Annotated in this window: 13 protein-coding genes; 4 read left to right on the top strand and 9 right to left on the bottom strand. The window is 65.7% G+C overall.

The genetic code is table 11. The features are described from left to right. Nucleotides 1–15: 15 nt before the first annotated feature. The 5 genes from DBO33_RS30165 to DBO33_RS30145 all read right to left on the bottom strand — a co-directional run bounded on the left by DBO33_RS30165 (nt 16) and on the right by DBO33_RS30145 (nt 5,973). Entirely contained in the window at nt 16–468 is a 453-nt protein-coding gene (locus tag DBO33_RS30165; RefSeq protein WP_107658087.1) for an Imm1 family immunity protein, read from the bottom strand. Nucleotides 469–474: 6 nt separating this feature from the next. Continuing rightward, nucleotides 475–3,150 carry a DddA-like double-stranded DNA deaminase toxin gene (locus DBO33_RS30160; RefSeq protein WP_234391124.1) on the bottom strand — a complete coding sequence of 892 codons (2,676 nt, stop codon included), beginning with the start codon at nt 3,148–3,150 and terminating at the stop codon, nt 475–477. A gap of 583 nt (nt 3,151–3,733) precedes the next feature. Further along, entirely contained in the window at nt 3,734–4,207 is a 474-nt protein-coding gene (locus tag DBO33_RS30155; protein ID WP_107658085.1) for a GbsR/MarR family transcriptional regulator, read from the bottom strand. A 73-nt stretch (nt 4,208–4,280) separates the two neighbouring features. Continuing rightward, the gene (locus DBO33_RS30150) at nt 4,281–5,060 is read right to left on the bottom strand and encodes an ABC transporter permease subunit (RefSeq protein ID WP_107658084.1); all 780 of its coding nucleotides are present in this window, start codon (nt 5,058–5,060) and stop codon (nt 4,281–4,283) included. A 28-nt stretch (nt 5,061–5,088) separates the two neighbouring features. Beyond that, the gene (locus tag DBO33_RS30145) at nt 5,089–5,973 is read right to left on the bottom strand and encodes an ABC transporter ATP-binding protein (protein WP_107658083.1); all 885 of its coding nucleotides are present in this window, start codon (nt 5,971–5,973) and stop codon (nt 5,089–5,091) included. 98 nt (nt 5,974–6,071) lie between these two features. Between DBO33_RS30145 and DBO33_RS30140 the strand changes: the two genes are divergently transcribed. Next, nucleotides 6,072–6,827, top strand: coding sequence for an alpha/beta fold hydrolase (locus DBO33_RS30140; RefSeq protein WP_107658082.1), 756 nt, complete (start codon nt 6,072–6,074; stop codon nt 6,825–6,827). Here DBO33_RS30140 and DBO33_RS30135 read toward each other — a convergent pair. Together DBO33_RS30135 and DBO33_RS30130 are read right to left on the bottom strand one after the other, a co-directional pair. Next, nucleotides 6,824–7,363 (bottom strand): GNAT family N-acetyltransferase, encoded by a 540-nt coding sequence (locus DBO33_RS30135; protein ID WP_407670547.1) that lies wholly within the window; start codon nt 7,361–7,363, stop codon nt 6,824–6,826. The two genes, DBO33_RS30140 and DBO33_RS30135, sit on opposite strands and share 4 nt — an antisense overlap. Further along, nucleotides 7,360–8,574: an MFS transporter gene (locus DBO33_RS30130; RefSeq protein ID WP_107658081.1), complete on the bottom strand. Its 1,215-nt coding sequence runs from the start codon at nt 8,572–8,574 to the stop codon at nt 7,360–7,362. The genes DBO33_RS30135 and DBO33_RS30130 overlap by 4 nt, the downstream gene beginning before the upstream one ends. 179 nt (nt 8,575–8,753) lie before the next feature. Here DBO33_RS30130 and DBO33_RS30125 point away from each other — a divergent pair, with 179 nt between their 5' ends. Both DBO33_RS30125 and DBO33_RS30120 read left to right on the top strand, forming a co-directional pair. After that, nucleotides 8,754–9,998, top strand: a complete 1,245-nt coding sequence (locus DBO33_RS30125; RefSeq protein ID WP_107658080.1) for a cytochrome P450 family protein — start codon at nt 8,754–8,756, stop codon at nt 9,996–9,998. A gap of 59 nt (nt 9,999–10,057) precedes the next feature. Further along, a complete protein-coding gene (locus DBO33_RS30120; RefSeq protein ID WP_234391123.1) occupies nt 10,058–11,902 on the top strand; it encodes a flavin-containing monooxygenase in 1,845 nt (614 codons plus the stop codon). Nucleotides 11,903–12,536: 634 nt separating this feature from the next. Here the strand turns inward: DBO33_RS30120 and DBO33_RS43125 are convergent. After that, nucleotides 12,537–12,752 carry a hypothetical protein gene (locus tag DBO33_RS43125; RefSeq protein WP_159080602.1) on the bottom strand — a complete coding sequence of 72 codons (216 nt, stop codon included), beginning with the start codon at nt 12,750–12,752 and terminating at the stop codon, nt 12,537–12,539. A gap of 16 nt (nt 12,753–12,768) precedes the next feature. On the opposite strand from DBO33_RS43125, the gene DBO33_RS30115 reads away from it, so the two are divergent. After that, the gene (locus DBO33_RS30115) at nt 12,769–13,707 is read left to right on the top strand and encodes a LysR family transcriptional regulator (protein WP_107658079.1); all 939 of its coding nucleotides are present in this window, start codon (nt 12,769–12,771) and stop codon (nt 13,705–13,707) included. Here the strand turns inward: DBO33_RS30115 and DBO33_RS30110 are convergent. Continuing rightward, a complete protein-coding gene (locus tag DBO33_RS30110; protein WP_107658078.1) occupies nt 13,674–14,801 on the bottom strand; it encodes a hypothetical protein in 1,128 nt (375 codons plus the stop codon). The genes DBO33_RS30115 and DBO33_RS30110 overlap by 34 nt on opposite strands. Nucleotides 14,802–15,217 lie beyond the last annotated feature (416 nt).

The following is a 15,217-nucleotide window of genomic DNA, read 5'->3' as shown; positions in this document are numbered from 1 at the left end:
CCTGCTAAGCGTAGGTCACCAGTCGACTGTTTCGTCCGACCATTCTTGCCAGTCGACGTTCTCAGGCCGACTTCCACCGGTCTCGTAGAACTGAACAAGTGCCTGCTTTATCGATTCGATTTCGATTCTAGAATCCCCCGGGAAGAATCTGGGATTTCCGAAGTCCCAGTTGAACACCGGCTTGCCGGCATCCTCCACCCCTTTGCTGTAATATCCTCCCTCATCCCCCTGGAACTCCATACTGCCGACGCCCTTGTCGGCGAGGATCCCGATGTTCAGCACGGCTACTTTATCTTCGGCCGACGTCAGGATAATCATCATGTAGCTGTGATCCAGGTCGAAATCGGACACCATATCATCGATGACCGCGACCAACTCGTCCGCCGACTCCGGAGTAATCGGATCATCGCGATGCTGTGGCAGATACGAAACTTCCACCGTGCTCTTAATCGACGGCTCCCTTCTCATTTTTGATCACCACTTTACACCAACGTATGTGTGTGAGCCACCTGGCCAGCGCACCGTGAGGCGACTTCCTGGTTCGAGTACATACTTCAGAGTCAAATCGCATCCGCGACACGGCCCAAAGGGATGATTGATTACCAGCTCCGCATCCTTGATGCCGTTCTTCCGCATGATTTCGGCTGCCTTCATCTCGACATCGGAACTCCAGCCTGCCTTCGAGCTGCCGCCCGGAATTTTCGAGGGAGAATCTTTTATGCGTTGATTGATCTCTATTGCCGGTGAACGATTGATGCCGCCACTTTCGATCAGATCGCTACCAGTGGAATACGAGTTACCGACCCGTGTTCCATCCTTGTTCAGGAGTAAACCCGAAGTCGGCGATTGAAGCGTCGGCTCGCCACTTGCATCGACACCTTTCTTGGTGAATGCCGGGAGGTCGTCGAAGGCACTCTGGACCGCATGGTTCGGTGCATCACCTCGGCCGGCGGCCGGCGGCAACTCTCTGGCTTTCCCCGATGTGGCGCCCGCCGAAGGCGCTTGTGCGCCGCCTCGAATGGCAGGCCCGGTTTGCTTGGATCCGCTCGGTGCGCTGGGGTGCTGTGGTCCTGCAGGTGCTGTAGGGGGTGCGGGTGCTCGACTCCGACTGTCGGCCTGTGGTGGCAGGCGTTGTTCAATCTGAGCTTCCGCCTCTGTCTGTGCCTGTGTTCGTCCTGCGACCGGGGGGCGTACTGGGGATTCAATTGCGGGAACCGCCCGTTCTGTTGTCGGCGGATCGGTTCTCGATGCGGGCACCTTTGTCGTTGCCGGAGATTCTGGCGTGGCGGCTGATGGCCTCGTTCGTGCGGCCGCCGCAGCCTCGGACGCCTCTGAAGCCGACGCGGCGGCGGTCACTCGGGTGAGGTTGGCCTCCGCGGCTGCCGCGCCCGCTGCCGGGGCGGCTCGGAATTGCGCAGCTGGCCCAGGCGTCTCGCCTTCGAGAGCGCCCATTCCGCGACCGGTGCTTGCCCCAGGCCGCTGCCGCGAGGGCGGCACGCCTTCGCCGGGCACGCTGGGACCACCCCCTGGTATCCGAATGGGTGGGCCGTTCATAACCGTTGCAGGACCGTCGTACGGGTGGCCCCAGTGGTATCCGTTCTTGTCTTTGATGATCAAAGTACCGTCCGGCGTTTTATAAAACGCCTCGCCGGGAACGTTGCCCGGCGGATAGATCTGTGTAAGCATTTCCGGAACGAATGGGCCCACACGAGTCAGCTGCGGATTGCCGTGTCGATCGAAATAGACCTTCGGTTGCGGATCGGTGCCGATGAATCGCTGCCACGCGGTGCTGTGGTCGTCCGGTACGTACACAGTGCCGTCTTTGTTGTACTTGACATCTTGACCTTCGACTTCGAAGTGAATAAATCCGTCGTCGGTCCGCACGCCGCCGTCTCCACCTTTGGTGAAGTGTGCAATCGGGTTGCCTTGCAGATCAGTGACGGTGACTTCGATCCATGGTCTATTCGCACCGTCGTTGCCTCCGTTTACGACAGAGGTAGTAATTGTGTTGTTGCCCGCATCCGTGAGTATCCGCTTTGAGCGCCCGAACTCGTCGATCCAGGTTTTCAGGGTGGTCCTGTGCAGCATGTCGGTCAATACTTCGAACGGGCGCCCGAATTCGTCGGTGCCCGTCTGGTAGCTCGTCCCGTCGCTGGTCCCGGTCACCAGTATGTGCCCGTTGACGTCGCGATCGATACGGACGCCGTCGAACTCGATTTGATAGCCGGACCCGTCAGCGCTGTGCTGGCCGGTTACGGACTGGTTGAAGCCACCATTCCCGTTGGACCGTGATGTTGTTGTGTAGGTCCCGCCTTGCCCATCTGGGTAGGTGGTATTGACGCTGCCGTCAGGATTCAAAACCGAAGCCGCCGTCGAAACAGTGCCGTCCTCGCCCCTCGCGGTCGTGCGAACCTGTTTTCCGTCCGCAGTGATGTCAGATGCGATCGGCGCCGGTCCGGACGGATCCATGCCGACGGGGACGGTGTAGATAGTCGCCTGTGCAGGGGGTGCGCCGTGCGTACCGTCCGGATAGCGCACCGAATATGAACCGTCGGCATTGGCAGTCCAGGTCGTGACACCACCATTGCCGTCAGAGACCGAGCGCATCTGAGTGACGGTGCCGTCCGCATTGCGGATCGTCGTGTCGATCGTCTGTCCACCGGTGCCAGGCACGATGACACTCGTTGCGAGACCGCCGCTACTGGTCGGCGTGTCCCACGGCACCCCTTCAGGCTGTAGCTGGAGCGCTTCTTCCGGTTGTGGAAGCGAGACGGCGGGTTCCGCAGTCGGCACCTGTGCGATCGCAGGCGGTTGTGGTACGCCGGGTTGCTGCACGGGTACGGCAGCCGGCTGCTGTTGTTGCGGCACGGTCGGAACCGGAGGGAACTGTCGCTGTTCGTCCCTGCGATCCTGATTTGCCTTTTCCTGCTGCTCCGGCGACATCGGCGGCGCTCCCAGACCGGTCTGATAGCTGATCGGCTGAGCGACCAGCGGCTGTGGCGTTCCTGTCGAGGCAAGGAATGTCCCATTGGGTCCGGTATCCGGTGCCGTGACCGGTTCGGTGACGTCGTTCACCAGCGCAGCACGCCTGAATTTCCGATCGACCTGTCGCGCCGCCGACTCCGGCGTCATGTTCTGGAAGTCATGCACACGGCCGCCTGTGCTCGGCCCGTTTGCTTGCTCGGCGTCTCCGCTATAGGGCATCCATGAGGCCGACTGCGCTGAATTCTTGGAAACCCAGGCCGGAACAGGGGCGTGTCTCGGCCTGATGGCATCGGAGTTCATACAAGACCTCATTGAATCGCTATGTGGTTGTGTTGTCGGGTTGCTGATTGCACGGCGAAAGTGTCGGACCAGGCTGGAACAGCGAGTTCCTGCGCTCGAACCGGTGGCGAGACCGTGCAGTAACCGACGGTCGGAAACCGGGAATCGGTTCTCCGACAGTGGTTTCGACGCAGACCGGCTGGCTACTAGGGAGGCGCGGCAGGTGTCTGTTACACAGAAACAGGCGCGAGGCGGTCGGAACCAGGGGCAGGCGAACGAGCGCAGCCCCGATCCGGGTCGGATCGGGGCTGCGCTAGGACGATCGGCGAAGTTGTTGGTGGAGAGCCGATCTCGTGAAATCAGGATGAGCGCACACGTATGGCGCTGTGGGAATCTTCACCTAAGCTGGATCGAAAGTCAATGCCCTAAGATGAAATTCGCCCACGGGCACCAGTAAACCTCGCCTGATTCAGGAGCGGTGCTCGGCGTACCAGCGGTCGATCAGGGCGGGCAGTTCCTTGCCCATCCAGACGAAGAATTCGTGCATGTCGCGCACGCGGGCGGCCTTGTCGCCGTCGGGGTCGTCGAAGAGGGCGAGGCCGCGGGAGGTCATGGTGGTCAGGTCGGTGTACATGCCGCTCTGCTGGCGGGTCAGTTCGGGCAGGATGCCGGGGCGGATGGCGTAGTAGTCCTTGCGGTCGCCCGGTTTGGACATCTTGTCGACCCAGCGCATGGTGACGAGGGTCTTGAGCGCGCTGGAGATGGAGCCTTTGGAGGCTTGCAGCGCGTCGGCGATCTGGCCGAACGTCTGCTCCGGCGGATCGGAGATCAGGAGCCAACCGGCTGCTCGGCCGACCATCCGGACCAGACCCATGCGCTCCAGGACGAGAGCGAAATCCTCCACGAAGGCCAGCTGTTCCGGGGTGGGGTTGTCCTCGCTCATCGGTCGAGTATCCCTTCGATGGTGCGGATAGGCGTCAACGGGGCGGCCGTGTCGGCTCGCCCCGTCCGGTCGGTCAGACCGCGAGATCGCGGCGTTCGAAGGCGCGCAGCGCGAGCCCGAGGGCTACGGCGGCGAGCGCTATCAGGACTGTCAGATGGGCGCCGTTCCAACCGTTTACCAGCGGTGAACCGCCGTTCGCGTAGTAGAAGGGCGACACCTTGCGCAGCCATTCGGTGCCGTCGAACATGCCGCCGAGGTTGTTGGCGAGGTAGCCGGCGACCGCGACCAGCGACGCGAGTCCCAGTGTCAGCGAACGTTTTCCGGTGACCGCACCGATCAGTAGTGTGATCGTGCCGATCGCGAGGGCCAGCAGTCCCACCCCGGTGCTGGCGGCCAGTATGTGTCCGGCGGGAATGTTCAACGTGCCCGCGCTCGCCCCGGCCAGAACGCTCAGCGTGAGCACGGAGGTGACCACCGTGGTCTGCACCGCCAGGGCGGCACATCGTTGCGCGAGCAGGTTTGTTCGGCTGATGGGCTGGGCCAGCAGCAGGTCGAGCATTCCGTTCTCCTCCTGGGTCGCCGACCTGCTCGCGAAGGTGACCGCGAAGATGAGCAACAGCACCAAGCCCATCAGCGAGAACACTGTCGCATTGAGATAGCCGGTGGCACTGGCGAAGTCGCTCAGTCCCATGGCTTCATACATCTTGTTCTGCTTGATATCGAGGGAGCCCTGCTCCTTCAACGACTGGTAGGACGGCAGATACAGCAGCGGGACAACGGCCATCCCGATCGACCAGCCGACGAGTCCGCGGCGCTGTTCCTTCAGTGTCTGGGTGAAGACCGAGCGAGTCATGTCGAGTTCTCCTGTGCGATAGGTGAGTTCAGCGCCCGTACAGGCTGAAGAAGATCTGTTCGAGGTCCGGCTCGGTGGACAGCACGCTCACCAGCCGGTACTTGGCCGCCGTCTTGAACAGCTCGTCCACCTCGCCTTCGGTGGTGCAGCGCAACGTCTTTCCCTCGACGCTCAGCTCGCGCACGCCGGGCAACCGGGCGAAGTCGTCGGCGAACACCTCCGCGCCGAACACCAGTTCGACCGAACGCGGTGCGCGCCTGCGCAGTTCGTCCACGTTCTCCGTGCCGAGCAGCTGTCCGGCGCGCATGATGACGGCCCGATCGGCGGTCTGCTGCACCTCGCTGAGGACGTGCGAGGACATGAACACCGTCTGCCCGTTGGCCTTGGCCTCGGTCACCAGATCCAGAAACCGTTGTTGCAGTAGCGGATCCAGACCCGAGGTGGGCTCGTCCAGGATCAGCAGATCGGGTCGGTGCATGAAGGCGGCGACGAGACCGACCTTCTGCTTGTTGCCCTTGGACATGGCGCCGACCTTCCTGGACAGGTCGAGGTCGAGCAGGTCGGCGAGCTCGATGATCCGGCGCGCCGCCACGGTGCCGTGCTGATCGGCGAGGAAACCGAGCAGCTCGCGCGCCGTGTTGCGGCCCTCGATCGCCAATTCGCCGGGCAGATAACCGATTCGCCTGCGTAGCTCCGCGCCGCCGGCTCGGGGATCGACGCCGAGCACCTCGACGTGACCCGCGGTCGGCCGGATCAGGTCGAGCAGGATGCGGATGGTGGTGGACTTGCCCGCGCCGTTGGGTCCGAGGAAGCCGAACACCTCGCCCGGCTGCACCTCCAGGTCGAGGCCGGTGATGGCAACGTGTTTGCCGTAGTGCTTGGTCAATCCCTCGGTGCGGATCGCGGCGGTCATGACTGCTCCTGAGTGCTGAGTGTTCAGTAGAGAACGATGTGTTCAGTAAAGACTGAACAATCGGAACTGTCAACCGCCGACTGGGCTACGATCCGGTCATGACGAAGTTCAAGACGTGGGACGGCCTGGAGCTCAACTATCGGGTGTGGGAGGGCGAGGGCGTTCCTGTCGTGCTGCAACACGGGGTGGTCGCCGACACCAACGCGAACTGGATGAGCACCGGCGTGGTCGGCGCCCTGCAGGCGGCCGGTCGCACCGTGGTGTCACTCGACGCGCGTGGGCACGGGCGTTCGGCGAAACCGCACGACCCGGCGCAGTACTCCTGGGAGTTCATGGCGCGCGACGTGCGGGCGCTCTACGACGAGCTCGACTTCGATCGGGTTGTCCAGGTGGGCTATTCGATGGGCGCGATCATCTCGCTGCTGGTCGCGGCCGCCGACGAGCGGGTCGAACGGCTGGCCATCGGCGGCGTCGGCTCCGGGGTGCTCGACTGCGGTGGCGTCGATCGCCGGGTGGTCGAGCTGACCGACCTGCAGACCGCGATGAGCGAGCACAACGAGGGCGCGCCGCCGACCGCCATGATGTTCCGGATTCTCGCCGACGCGGTGCACGCCGACCGGCAGGCCATTCAGGCGGTCGCGACGGGGCTGGACGCGCGGCCGATCGACGGCCTCGCCGATGTCACCGTGCCGACGCTGGTGCTCGCGGGCGACAACGATCCGTTCGCCGCGGAACCCGAACGCCTCGCCGACGCCCTGCCCAACGGAAAGCTGCACGTGGTGCCCGGCGACCACTTGATGGCCGTTATCGCGCCGGACTTCCATGCCGCGCTGGTGGACTTCGCGAAGAGCTAGAAAACCAGCCGCATCACGAAATCATCGTGCTGCTGGCTGCCGACGGTATTGGTCTTGGTGCCGACCGAGGTGAACCCGTGCTTGCCGTAGAACCGCTGCGCTTTCACATTCTCCTGGTTGACACCGAGCCATATCCCGGCGAACCCACCCTCGCGGGCGCGCTCCAGGCAGGCCAGCATCAGTGCCGTCGACACCCCGCTGCCGTGATGACCAGGGACCACGTACATCTTGTTGATCTCCACCACCGGCCGCAGAGTCACCACCGCGGCGACCTCCGGATCCACCGGATCGCCCGCGATGAGCATCGCGTAGCCGACGATGTCGTCGCCCGCGACGGCCTTGAGCACGGTCTTCGCCGGATCGCTCAGGTACTCCCCGAACCGTTCGCCGGAGAGCGCCTCGGTGATGAAGATGTCGATATCGTCGGAGGTGGCGTTCGGCGGGCAGGCGAGCGGAAAGGTTACCGCCGCAACGTCACTGAGTTCCTCGGCGTCCCACAGACCGGCCCGGTCGACGATGACTGGGATGTTGCTCATTGATCCAGTAGAGCACGATCATCGGAAGAGGTGGGATGTTTACCCCCGCCCGGCCGGTTGTGGAACACCTGGGCCAGGCCGATCAGCGCCGCCGCGAACAGCAGCGGGATCACAAAACCGATCCGGTGCCCGAAGCCCGCCGCCAGCGCCCCGACCACCCCGCCGCCCACCAATGTGCCTGCGTAGTTGAACAAATTGAGCCGCGCGATGAGGGCGTCCAGGCCGCGCCCGCTGGTCAACTGCCCGGCCTCGCCGAAGCACAGCGGCGCGATCACCGGCATGCCGATACCGGCGATCAGGAATCCGACGATCGCGACGACCGGGCTCGGCGCGGCGATCACGGTCGCCAGTCCGACCACGCCGATGGCCGCTGCCGTCCGCACCACGCGCCGCGGCCCGAACCGGCGGACGAACAGGTCGCCGGTCAGCCGCGCGATCAGTGACGTGCCCTGGTAGGCAGCCAGCGCCAGCGCCGCCGTCGACGAACTGGCCAGCAGGTCGTCGGACAGATACAGCGCCGACCAGTTGCCGACGGCCAGGTCGATGGCGAACACCAGTGCCATCGCGATGCCGAACGGCAGATACAACCGCAAGGCAATCGGCGGCGGGTCGACGACCTCTTCGGCCGGACCTGCTTCGGCCTCCTGCGGTCCCAGCAGGCGAGGTCCCAGCACCAGTCCGACCACGAGCACGATGCCCGCCGCCCCGAGCAGCGATTCGCGCAGTGTCACCGCCAGGGCTTCACACGCCGACACGTACAGCGCGCCGGCGATCGACCCCGCACTCCACGCGGCATAGAACGACGACAGGATGAACTTCCCGTACCCGTGCTGAACGAACACCGCCTGCATATTGGTGCTCGCGTCGACGATGCCGACCGCTATCCCGTAGCAGCCCAGCGCGATCAGCAGCCCCGCCGTGTTCGGCGCGAACGCGATCCCCGTGCCGGTGAGCGCGACAAGAAACAACCCGATACGCAGCGTCACCTGGCTCGACCAGCGCAACGCCAACCGCTCCGCCGCCACGCTGCCGCCTCCCGCGAGCAGCGAAACCAGCACCACCGACCCGACGATCAGCCCATCGGTCAGACCGAACCTGTCCTTCTGCTGCGGCAATTGGGTCAGCACGACGGCGAAGAAGAACCCCTGCATACCGAACGCGAACGAGTTCGCGATCCGGGCGCCCCGCAGGACGGGCGCGATCGAACTCATCTGCGCAGGGTAGCGAGGGGATCGGGGTGACGTGCGGTGAATGAATCGACTGCGTGCCGCTTCGATCGACAATCGCGATCGGCCGGATGAGCGTGCCGAACGATGCCGCCCGCGATCCGCCGCGAGTGCGACCCTCGAAGCGCCGCAACGACACTCGCGAAATGTGGAGGCCAGCGTAGATGAGACAGCTGCCAGCGGACTTCTTTCGTACGCCGTATGCCTTCTACCGGCAACTGCGGGCGGAGGGGTCCGTGCACCAGATCCGCTTGCGCACCGGCGTCCGTGCCTGGCTGGTCGTCGATTACGACGCCGCCAAAGAGGTGCTGCGCCACCCCGACGTCCGCAAGGACCCACACTCGGCAACCGGTGCGCAGGCCAGGCAAGCCGCCGCCGGCAACAGCGGGGTCACCGCGGCCAATCAACGGTTGAGCCACCACCTGCTCAACGCCGATCCGCCACAGCATTCGCGGCTGCGTAAGTTGGTCACTCCGGCGTTCGCGCCCGCCCGGATGGAGGCGCTCGCACCCCGGGTCACGGCGATCGCGGACGAACTCCTCGACCGCATCGACCAGGCCGCCGGGCCGGTGGACCTGCTGGAGGAGTACGCCTTTCCGCTGCCCATCACGGTGATCTGTGAGCTGCTCGGCGTGCCGGTCGAGGACCGCGCGCAGTTCCGCGACTGGTCCGTCGCCGTGGTCGATACACCGATGTCCACGCCGGCGGGCATGCGCAGCGCGACCGACGCCATCGTCGACTACTTCGACCGCTCGGTGGCCGCGCGCCGGAAGCACGGTCTCGGCGACGACCTGATCTCGCACCTGCTCACCGCCTCCGACGACGGCGACCGGCTCAGCCACGACGAACTCATCTCGATGGCGTTCCTGATCCTCATCGCCGGACACGAGACCACGGTCAACCTGATCGGCAACACCGTGCTCACCCTGCTCGCCGATCCGCCGCGCTACCGCGCGTTGCACCAGAACCCGGAAGCCGTCACACCCCTGGTCGAGGAGATGCTGCGCTACGACGGCCCGGTGAACGTTGCGACCCTGCGCTACACCGCCGCCCCGATCACGCTCGGCGGCACCGAAATCCCCACGGGCGAGCTCGTGCTGGTGGCGCTCGCCTCCGCCAACCGTGACGAACGTCATTTCGCCGATCCAGCGGCCTTCGACCCGGACCGGTCGAGTAACCACATCGCCTTCGGCCACGGCATCCACTACTGCCTCGGCGCGGGCCTGGCCAGGATGGAGGCCCGCATCGCGCTGACCCGGCTGGTCCGGCGCTTCCCTGAGCTGCGCCTGGCCGTCGACGAGGGCGACTTGCGCTGGCGCGAGAGCATTCTGCTGCGCGGATTGCTCGACCTGCCGGTGCATCCGGCCGGTGCCCCGGTGGATTCGACAGGCGCCCCCGCACGGCGTTGAATCACCCGATTGGGCCAACCGACTTTGCTGCGCGCCATAAGAGACGTAATCTCCTGCGCATGACGAGCGGAAACCGCATCGCGATCGTTGGTGCGGGTATCGCAGGTCTTGCCTGCGCGAAAGTGCTGATCCAGAAGGGTTTTCCGGTCGAGATCTTCGACCGTGCGCCCGATGTCGGTGGCGTGTGGAGTGCGACCCGCAGGTACCCGGGGCTGCGAACCCAGAATTCCAAGAACACCTATCACTTTTCCGACTTCCCGATGCCCTCGGACTACCCGAAGGTGCTCGACGGTGCGCAGATGCAGGCGTATCTGGAGGCTTACGCGGACCATTTCGGGCTGCGCGAGCACCTGCGGCTCAACACCGAGGTCGTCGCCGCCGATCCGGTGGACAGTGGCTGGCTGCTCGAGGTCAAGGATCAGAGCGGGATACATCGGAGCTCCTGCGATCATCTGGTCATCGCCAACGGGGTGTTCAGCGAGCCCGCCGTCCCGGACTTCCGCGGCATCGAGCTGTTCCGCGCCGCAGGTGGCCAGCTCGGTCACGTGTCGGAGTTCTTGGATGTCGAAGCGGTGCGCGGTAAGTCCGTCGTTGTGGTCGGTTACGGCAAGTCGGCGTGTGACATCGCCGAAGCGGTGAGCGACGTCGCCGGCTCGACCACCGTCGTGGCGCGCAGGCTGCTGTGGAAGATGCCGCGCAAGATGGCCCGCGTGCTCGACTACGAGCGAATGATGCTGACCCGCTTGGGCGAGGCGCACTTCCACCACCTGGAACCCGGCCGGATGGACCGCTTCCTGGACGGGCCGGGCGTGTCGTTCCGGATCAGCAATCTCGACCTGATCCAGGAACTCGCGACCAAGCACATGAACCTGCGCGAACTCGGGCTGCTGCCGGAGGGCCGGTTCGAGGAGATCGCCGAGAGCACCGTCAGCCTCGCCACCGAGAACTTCTACGAGCAGGTCGCGAACGGCCGGATCGTCGTGCAGCGCGACACCACCATCACCGAGATGCGCGGCGGTGGCGGCGAGGTGCCCGCGGTGCAACTGTCCAACGGGCATCTTGTCCCCGCCGACATCGTGGTCTGTGCCACCGGATTCCAGCAGCGGGTGCCGTTCCTGACCCCGTACGTCCAGCGCAGGCTCACCGACGAGCACGGCAACTTCCGGCTGTACCGCCAGATCCTGCCGCTCGACGTCCCCAATCTCACCTTCGCCGGCTACAACTCGTCGGTCATCAGCACCCTCAACGCCGAGGTCGGCGCACACTGGACCGCCGCACTGCTCGCCGGCCAGCTCAACCTGCCCGACCGTGAAGTGGTGGACGAACAGATCGACGCCCGCCTGCGCTGGATGGAGGAACGCACCCGCGGCCACCACGCCCACGGCACCGCCATCACCCCCTTCTCCATCCGCAACGTCGACGAAATGCTCGCCGACCTGAAGTTCCGCCTCCCCCTACGCACCCGCGCTGCGCAGTGGTTCCGCACCATCCGCCCAGAGTCCTACCGTGGTTTGAACACCAGGCACGAATCCGCTTCGGAGACCCCGCCACCCGCATACTCGGTGGTCGAGCACGCTGACACCGCGGCGCAGGACCCGGGTCGCGCGCACGACCCGAACTTCAGCGGGCCGGGTGGACACGACCTGAGTGTCGGTGTGCCTGGGGTGCAGAACGTGAATGCAGTGGTGCCCGGGGCGCACAACGCGAATGCCGGTGCGCCCGGGGCATATGACCCGAATGCCGGTGCGCCCAGGACGCATGGTTCGAGCGCAGGAGGAACTGGTGCGCACAACCCCAACATGGGAGCGCCGAGGCCATACGACCCGAACGCCGGAGTGCCTGGGTCACACAGCTTGAGCACCGGCGTGCCCACCGACCTCCTGCACGGTTCGCAGGGCAAGTAGGCATCCCTCGGCCGGGCGGAATTCAGGTGAAACCGTGCGCGCCCGGGAGTTCGCAACCCGGTCCGCACCGGTGCCCGAGCGCATGCTCCCGACGCGGGAGCGCCGGGGCCGTACCACCTGAACGCCGGAGTGCCTGGGTCACACAGCTTGAGCACCGGCGTGCCCACATTCCTATTGCACGGTTCGCAGGGCAAGTAAGGAAGTTCTGCCCGCCGGTATGCCTGGGGCACAACCCGGCCACCGGCGTGCCAAATGCCCTCTTGCACGGGTTCGCAGGGCAGATAAGCGCAGCTCGCCCCGCCGGAATGCAGGCGAGATCGCGCGCGCCCGGGAGTCCGCAACCCGGCCCGCACCGGTGCCCGAGCGCACCCCTTTTCGTAGGCCGCACACCAGCTATACCGGGTGTGCGGCCTACGAAAGGGGTGCGCGGCCTATGCCCAGAGGTCAGCACCCACCACCTCCACCGACCCGACAATCGAGCAGAGTCATATGGTCGCTGAACGATCTTCACCAACCACCATTCGACTCTGCTGGTTTCACGAACCACCATTTGACTCTGCTGCGTCTCGGAGCTCCCTCGACAGGACCACAGCAGCGCACGGTGGAACTCTGGCGCGCCGGTACTCCGGCGGGTTCAGGACGAGCACAGTTCGGTATCCACCACGCTGCCGGTTCCGAACGGCAGATGGCTGATGAAACCCGTTGCGAACCCAGGATCGCGCTGATGCCCAGAGGCCAGCACCCACTGCGTCCGCCGAGCCAACAATCGTGACGTCGTCGAGATTCGTTGGCATACCCGCGACTCGCCCAGGCTTATCACCAGCGCAATGTTGGTGATCAACGATTCCACTGGTGATAATCCAGGAGTGCAGCCCCTGGACATGAACCTGCTGGTGGCGCTCGACGCACTGCTGGAGACGAGCAGTGTCACGCGGGCGGCCGAACGGCTGCACACTTCCGCGCCCGCGATGAGCCGGACACTGGCCAGGTTGCGGCAGGTGCTCGATGATCCGCTATTGGTACGGGCCGGTCGCCGGTTAGTGCCGACCCCGCGTGCGCTGGAATTGCGTTACGAGGTCAGCACTCTGGTCGAGCAGGGACGGGCGCTGCTGGCACCGCGGGGCGCGATCGATCCGACCGCGCTGAAGCGGAACTTCGCGGTGCAGGCGGACGACACGGTGCTCACCGAGTTGGCCGCCCCGCTGCTGGCCGCGGTGCGCGCGCAGGCACCCGGGGTGACGTTGCGTTTCCTACCCGACACCGTCGAGGGCACCGCGGCATTGCGCGACGGCCGGGTCGACATCGAGGTCGGCGTGATCGACCACAGCGATCCGGAGACGACGGTGCGCCGCGTGCTCGGCGACCGGATCATCGGGATCGCCGCCGCCGATCATCCGCTGGTCACCGAGCGGGTGACGGTGGCCAGGTTCGCGGCCGCGGCACATCTGAGCATTTCGCGAAATGGTCACCTGCGCGGGTCGATCGATGACCGGTTGGCCCTGCACGGTCGCACCCGCCGTGTGGTCGCCACCGTGCCGAATCTGACCACCGCGTTGTTCGCAGTGCACGGCAACGATCTGATCTGCCCGGCACCCGCGCTGCTGAGCAGGTCGGCGTTGCCCGCACTGGGGTTGTGCGCGTTCGAGATTCCGCTGCCGCTGCCCGAGGTCGCGATCGGCATGGCCTGGCATCCGCGCAATACCGCCGACAGCGGGCATCGCTGGCTGCGCGACCTGATCGCCGCGATCCTCACCAACTCGGAATCCGAGGATCAGGAAACCGGCGGCGGGCTCGACAGTCGGTAGTCGCGGGGCGTGTCGGTGCTGCGGGTTTCGCTGCCGGCGGGTTGATAACTGGTCGAGTTCAGGTCGCCCGCAGGCGGACCGAAGACGTCGGACCGTCCCAGCGGGGCCGCCGCGGTCTTCTTCAGCTCGTCCAGCATCGCCTGCAGTTTGTCGACGTGGGTGTTGTCGACCGGGATCAGGTCGTCGTCGGCGCGGTGCGCACCAGTGAGCGCGGTGCCGTTCGCCTCCGGCGCGGACCCGTTCGTGGGGCGGCTGTAGTCGCCGCTGTCCGGCGCGGAGGGAACCATGCTCTCGTACGGATTCTCCTGCGGCGTGGTGAAGTTCTGATACGACGAGGAGGCGGCCGGTTCGCGCGGCGCGGTGAAGCTGGACTGGCGGACGGGCAGCGGCTCGCGCGGCGTCGGCGCGGTGAAGTTCTGGGCGGGTGCCGGGCTCGGCTCCCGCGGTGTCGGGGTCGTGAAGTTCTGCGCGGAGCTGGAACTCGGCTCGAACGCCGGTTCGCGAGGCGCGCTGAAACTACGTTGCGGCACGGAATTCGCCTCGTGCGCCGCCGAATCCCGCGCGGGCGGGGTGTCGCGGGCGGTCGGCGAGCCTTCGTACCGCCGGGAGACGCTCTCCCTGGTCGCGGTGGCGTTCTCCCGGGCAGCGAGGGTGCTGTCGCGGATCGGCTGAGCGAGCTCGTGCGAGGTGCCGATGCTCTCCCTGATGGTGGGAGTGGCCACGGTGGCAGGGGATTCGCGCTGAGCTGGGGCGTTCGGCTCGGCGGCCGCGGCGTTCCGGCGGGACGCCGCGCGCGGTAACGGACGCTCGGCGCGCTCGCTGTCCGGAGCGGCATGCGACGGCGCACCACCGGCTTCGACCTTCTCCAGCCGTCCGTCGATGCCCGAAATGTCCTGTCCGGCACGGAAAGCCCACGCCTCGAGCTTCGCCAGCCGCGCCTCCAGGCTGTGGTCGGCAGGCACGACGGTGGCGATGTCGACGCCGTCGACCCGAGCCGCCACGGCGTCCAGTTTGTCGCTGACCTCTCGGAGAACCGCCGCGATGCTCGACAGCATCGCGCCGATCGACTCGCCGGCCTCTTGACCGTGCTCCATCCAGTACCCACTTCCCCGTATCGGCCCAGCTCGCACTCGGCCGGACGATTCTATCCGCCCAGTTGGAAATACGTGGTTCGCGACTGCCTCGCTGACGCTCGGCTCCGTCGTTCGCCATGGGGCGCCGTGTTGTCGGTTCACTCGCTGGCGCTCGTTGTCGAAGACCGGCTCGGTACCGGTCCTCCTTGGCTCTGATCGAAGCAGCGTAGGCGGGCCGTCCTGCGCCGTTGCAGGCGGAGGTCGGCGCGATCCGGTTTGTCCGGAACAGATCTGCTTACCAATCGGCGACCAGCCGGGCGCACCCCGGTCGTAGCCTATGCGGTTTCCGGCTCCGGCGGCAGCCCGAAGACCGGCGACGGCGCACATCGGCGCGTGGCGCAACGAAATCGCAGGATGGCGGCAACTGTCAATTCACC

The sequence above is a fragment of the Nocardia suismassiliense genome, from assembly GCF_900269665.1.
GTDB classification, from domain to species: Bacteria; Actinomycetota; Actinomycetes; order Mycobacteriales; family Mycobacteriaceae; genus Nocardia; species Nocardia suismassiliense.
This window is presented reverse-complemented; position numbering and strand designations above follow the sequence as displayed.

Coding starts and splice junctions, on each gene's coding strand:
- DBO33_RS30125 (WP_107658080.1), top strand. CDS start 8,754: ATGAGACAGCTGCCAGCGGACTTCTTTCGTACGCCGTATGCCTTCTAC.
- DBO33_RS30120 (WP_234391123.1), top strand. CDS start 10,058: ATGACGAGCGGAAACCGCATCGCGATCGTTGGTGCGGGTATCGCAGGT.
- DBO33_RS30145 (WP_107658083.1), bottom strand. CDS start 5,973: ATGACCGCCGCGATCCGCACCGAGGGATTGACCAAGCACTACGGCAAA.
- DBO33_RS30130 (WP_107658081.1), bottom strand. CDS start 8,574: ATGAGTTCGATCGCGCCCGTCCTGCGGGGCGCCCGGATCGCGAACTCG.
- DBO33_RS30110 (WP_107658078.1), bottom strand. CDS start 14,801: ATGGAGCACGGTCAAGAGGCCGGCGAGTCGATCGGCGCGATGCTGTCG.
- DBO33_RS30155 (WP_107658085.1), bottom strand. CDS start 4,207: ATGAGCGAGGACAACCCCACCCCGGAACAGCTGGCCTTCGTGGAGGAT.
- DBO33_RS30165 (WP_107658087.1), bottom strand. CDS start 468: ATGAGAAGGGAGCCGTCGATTAAGAGCACGGTGGAAGTTTCGTATCTG.
- DBO33_RS30135 (WP_407670547.1), bottom strand. CDS start 7,363: ATGAGCAACATCCCAGTCATCGTCGACCGGGCCGGTCTGTGGGACGCC.
- DBO33_RS30150 (WP_107658084.1), bottom strand. CDS start 5,060: ATGACTCGCTCGGTCTTCACCCAGACACTGAAGGAACAGCGCCGCGGA.
- DBO33_RS30140 (WP_107658082.1), top strand. CDS start 6,072: ATGACGAAGTTCAAGACGTGGGACGGCCTGGAGCTCAACTATCGGGTG.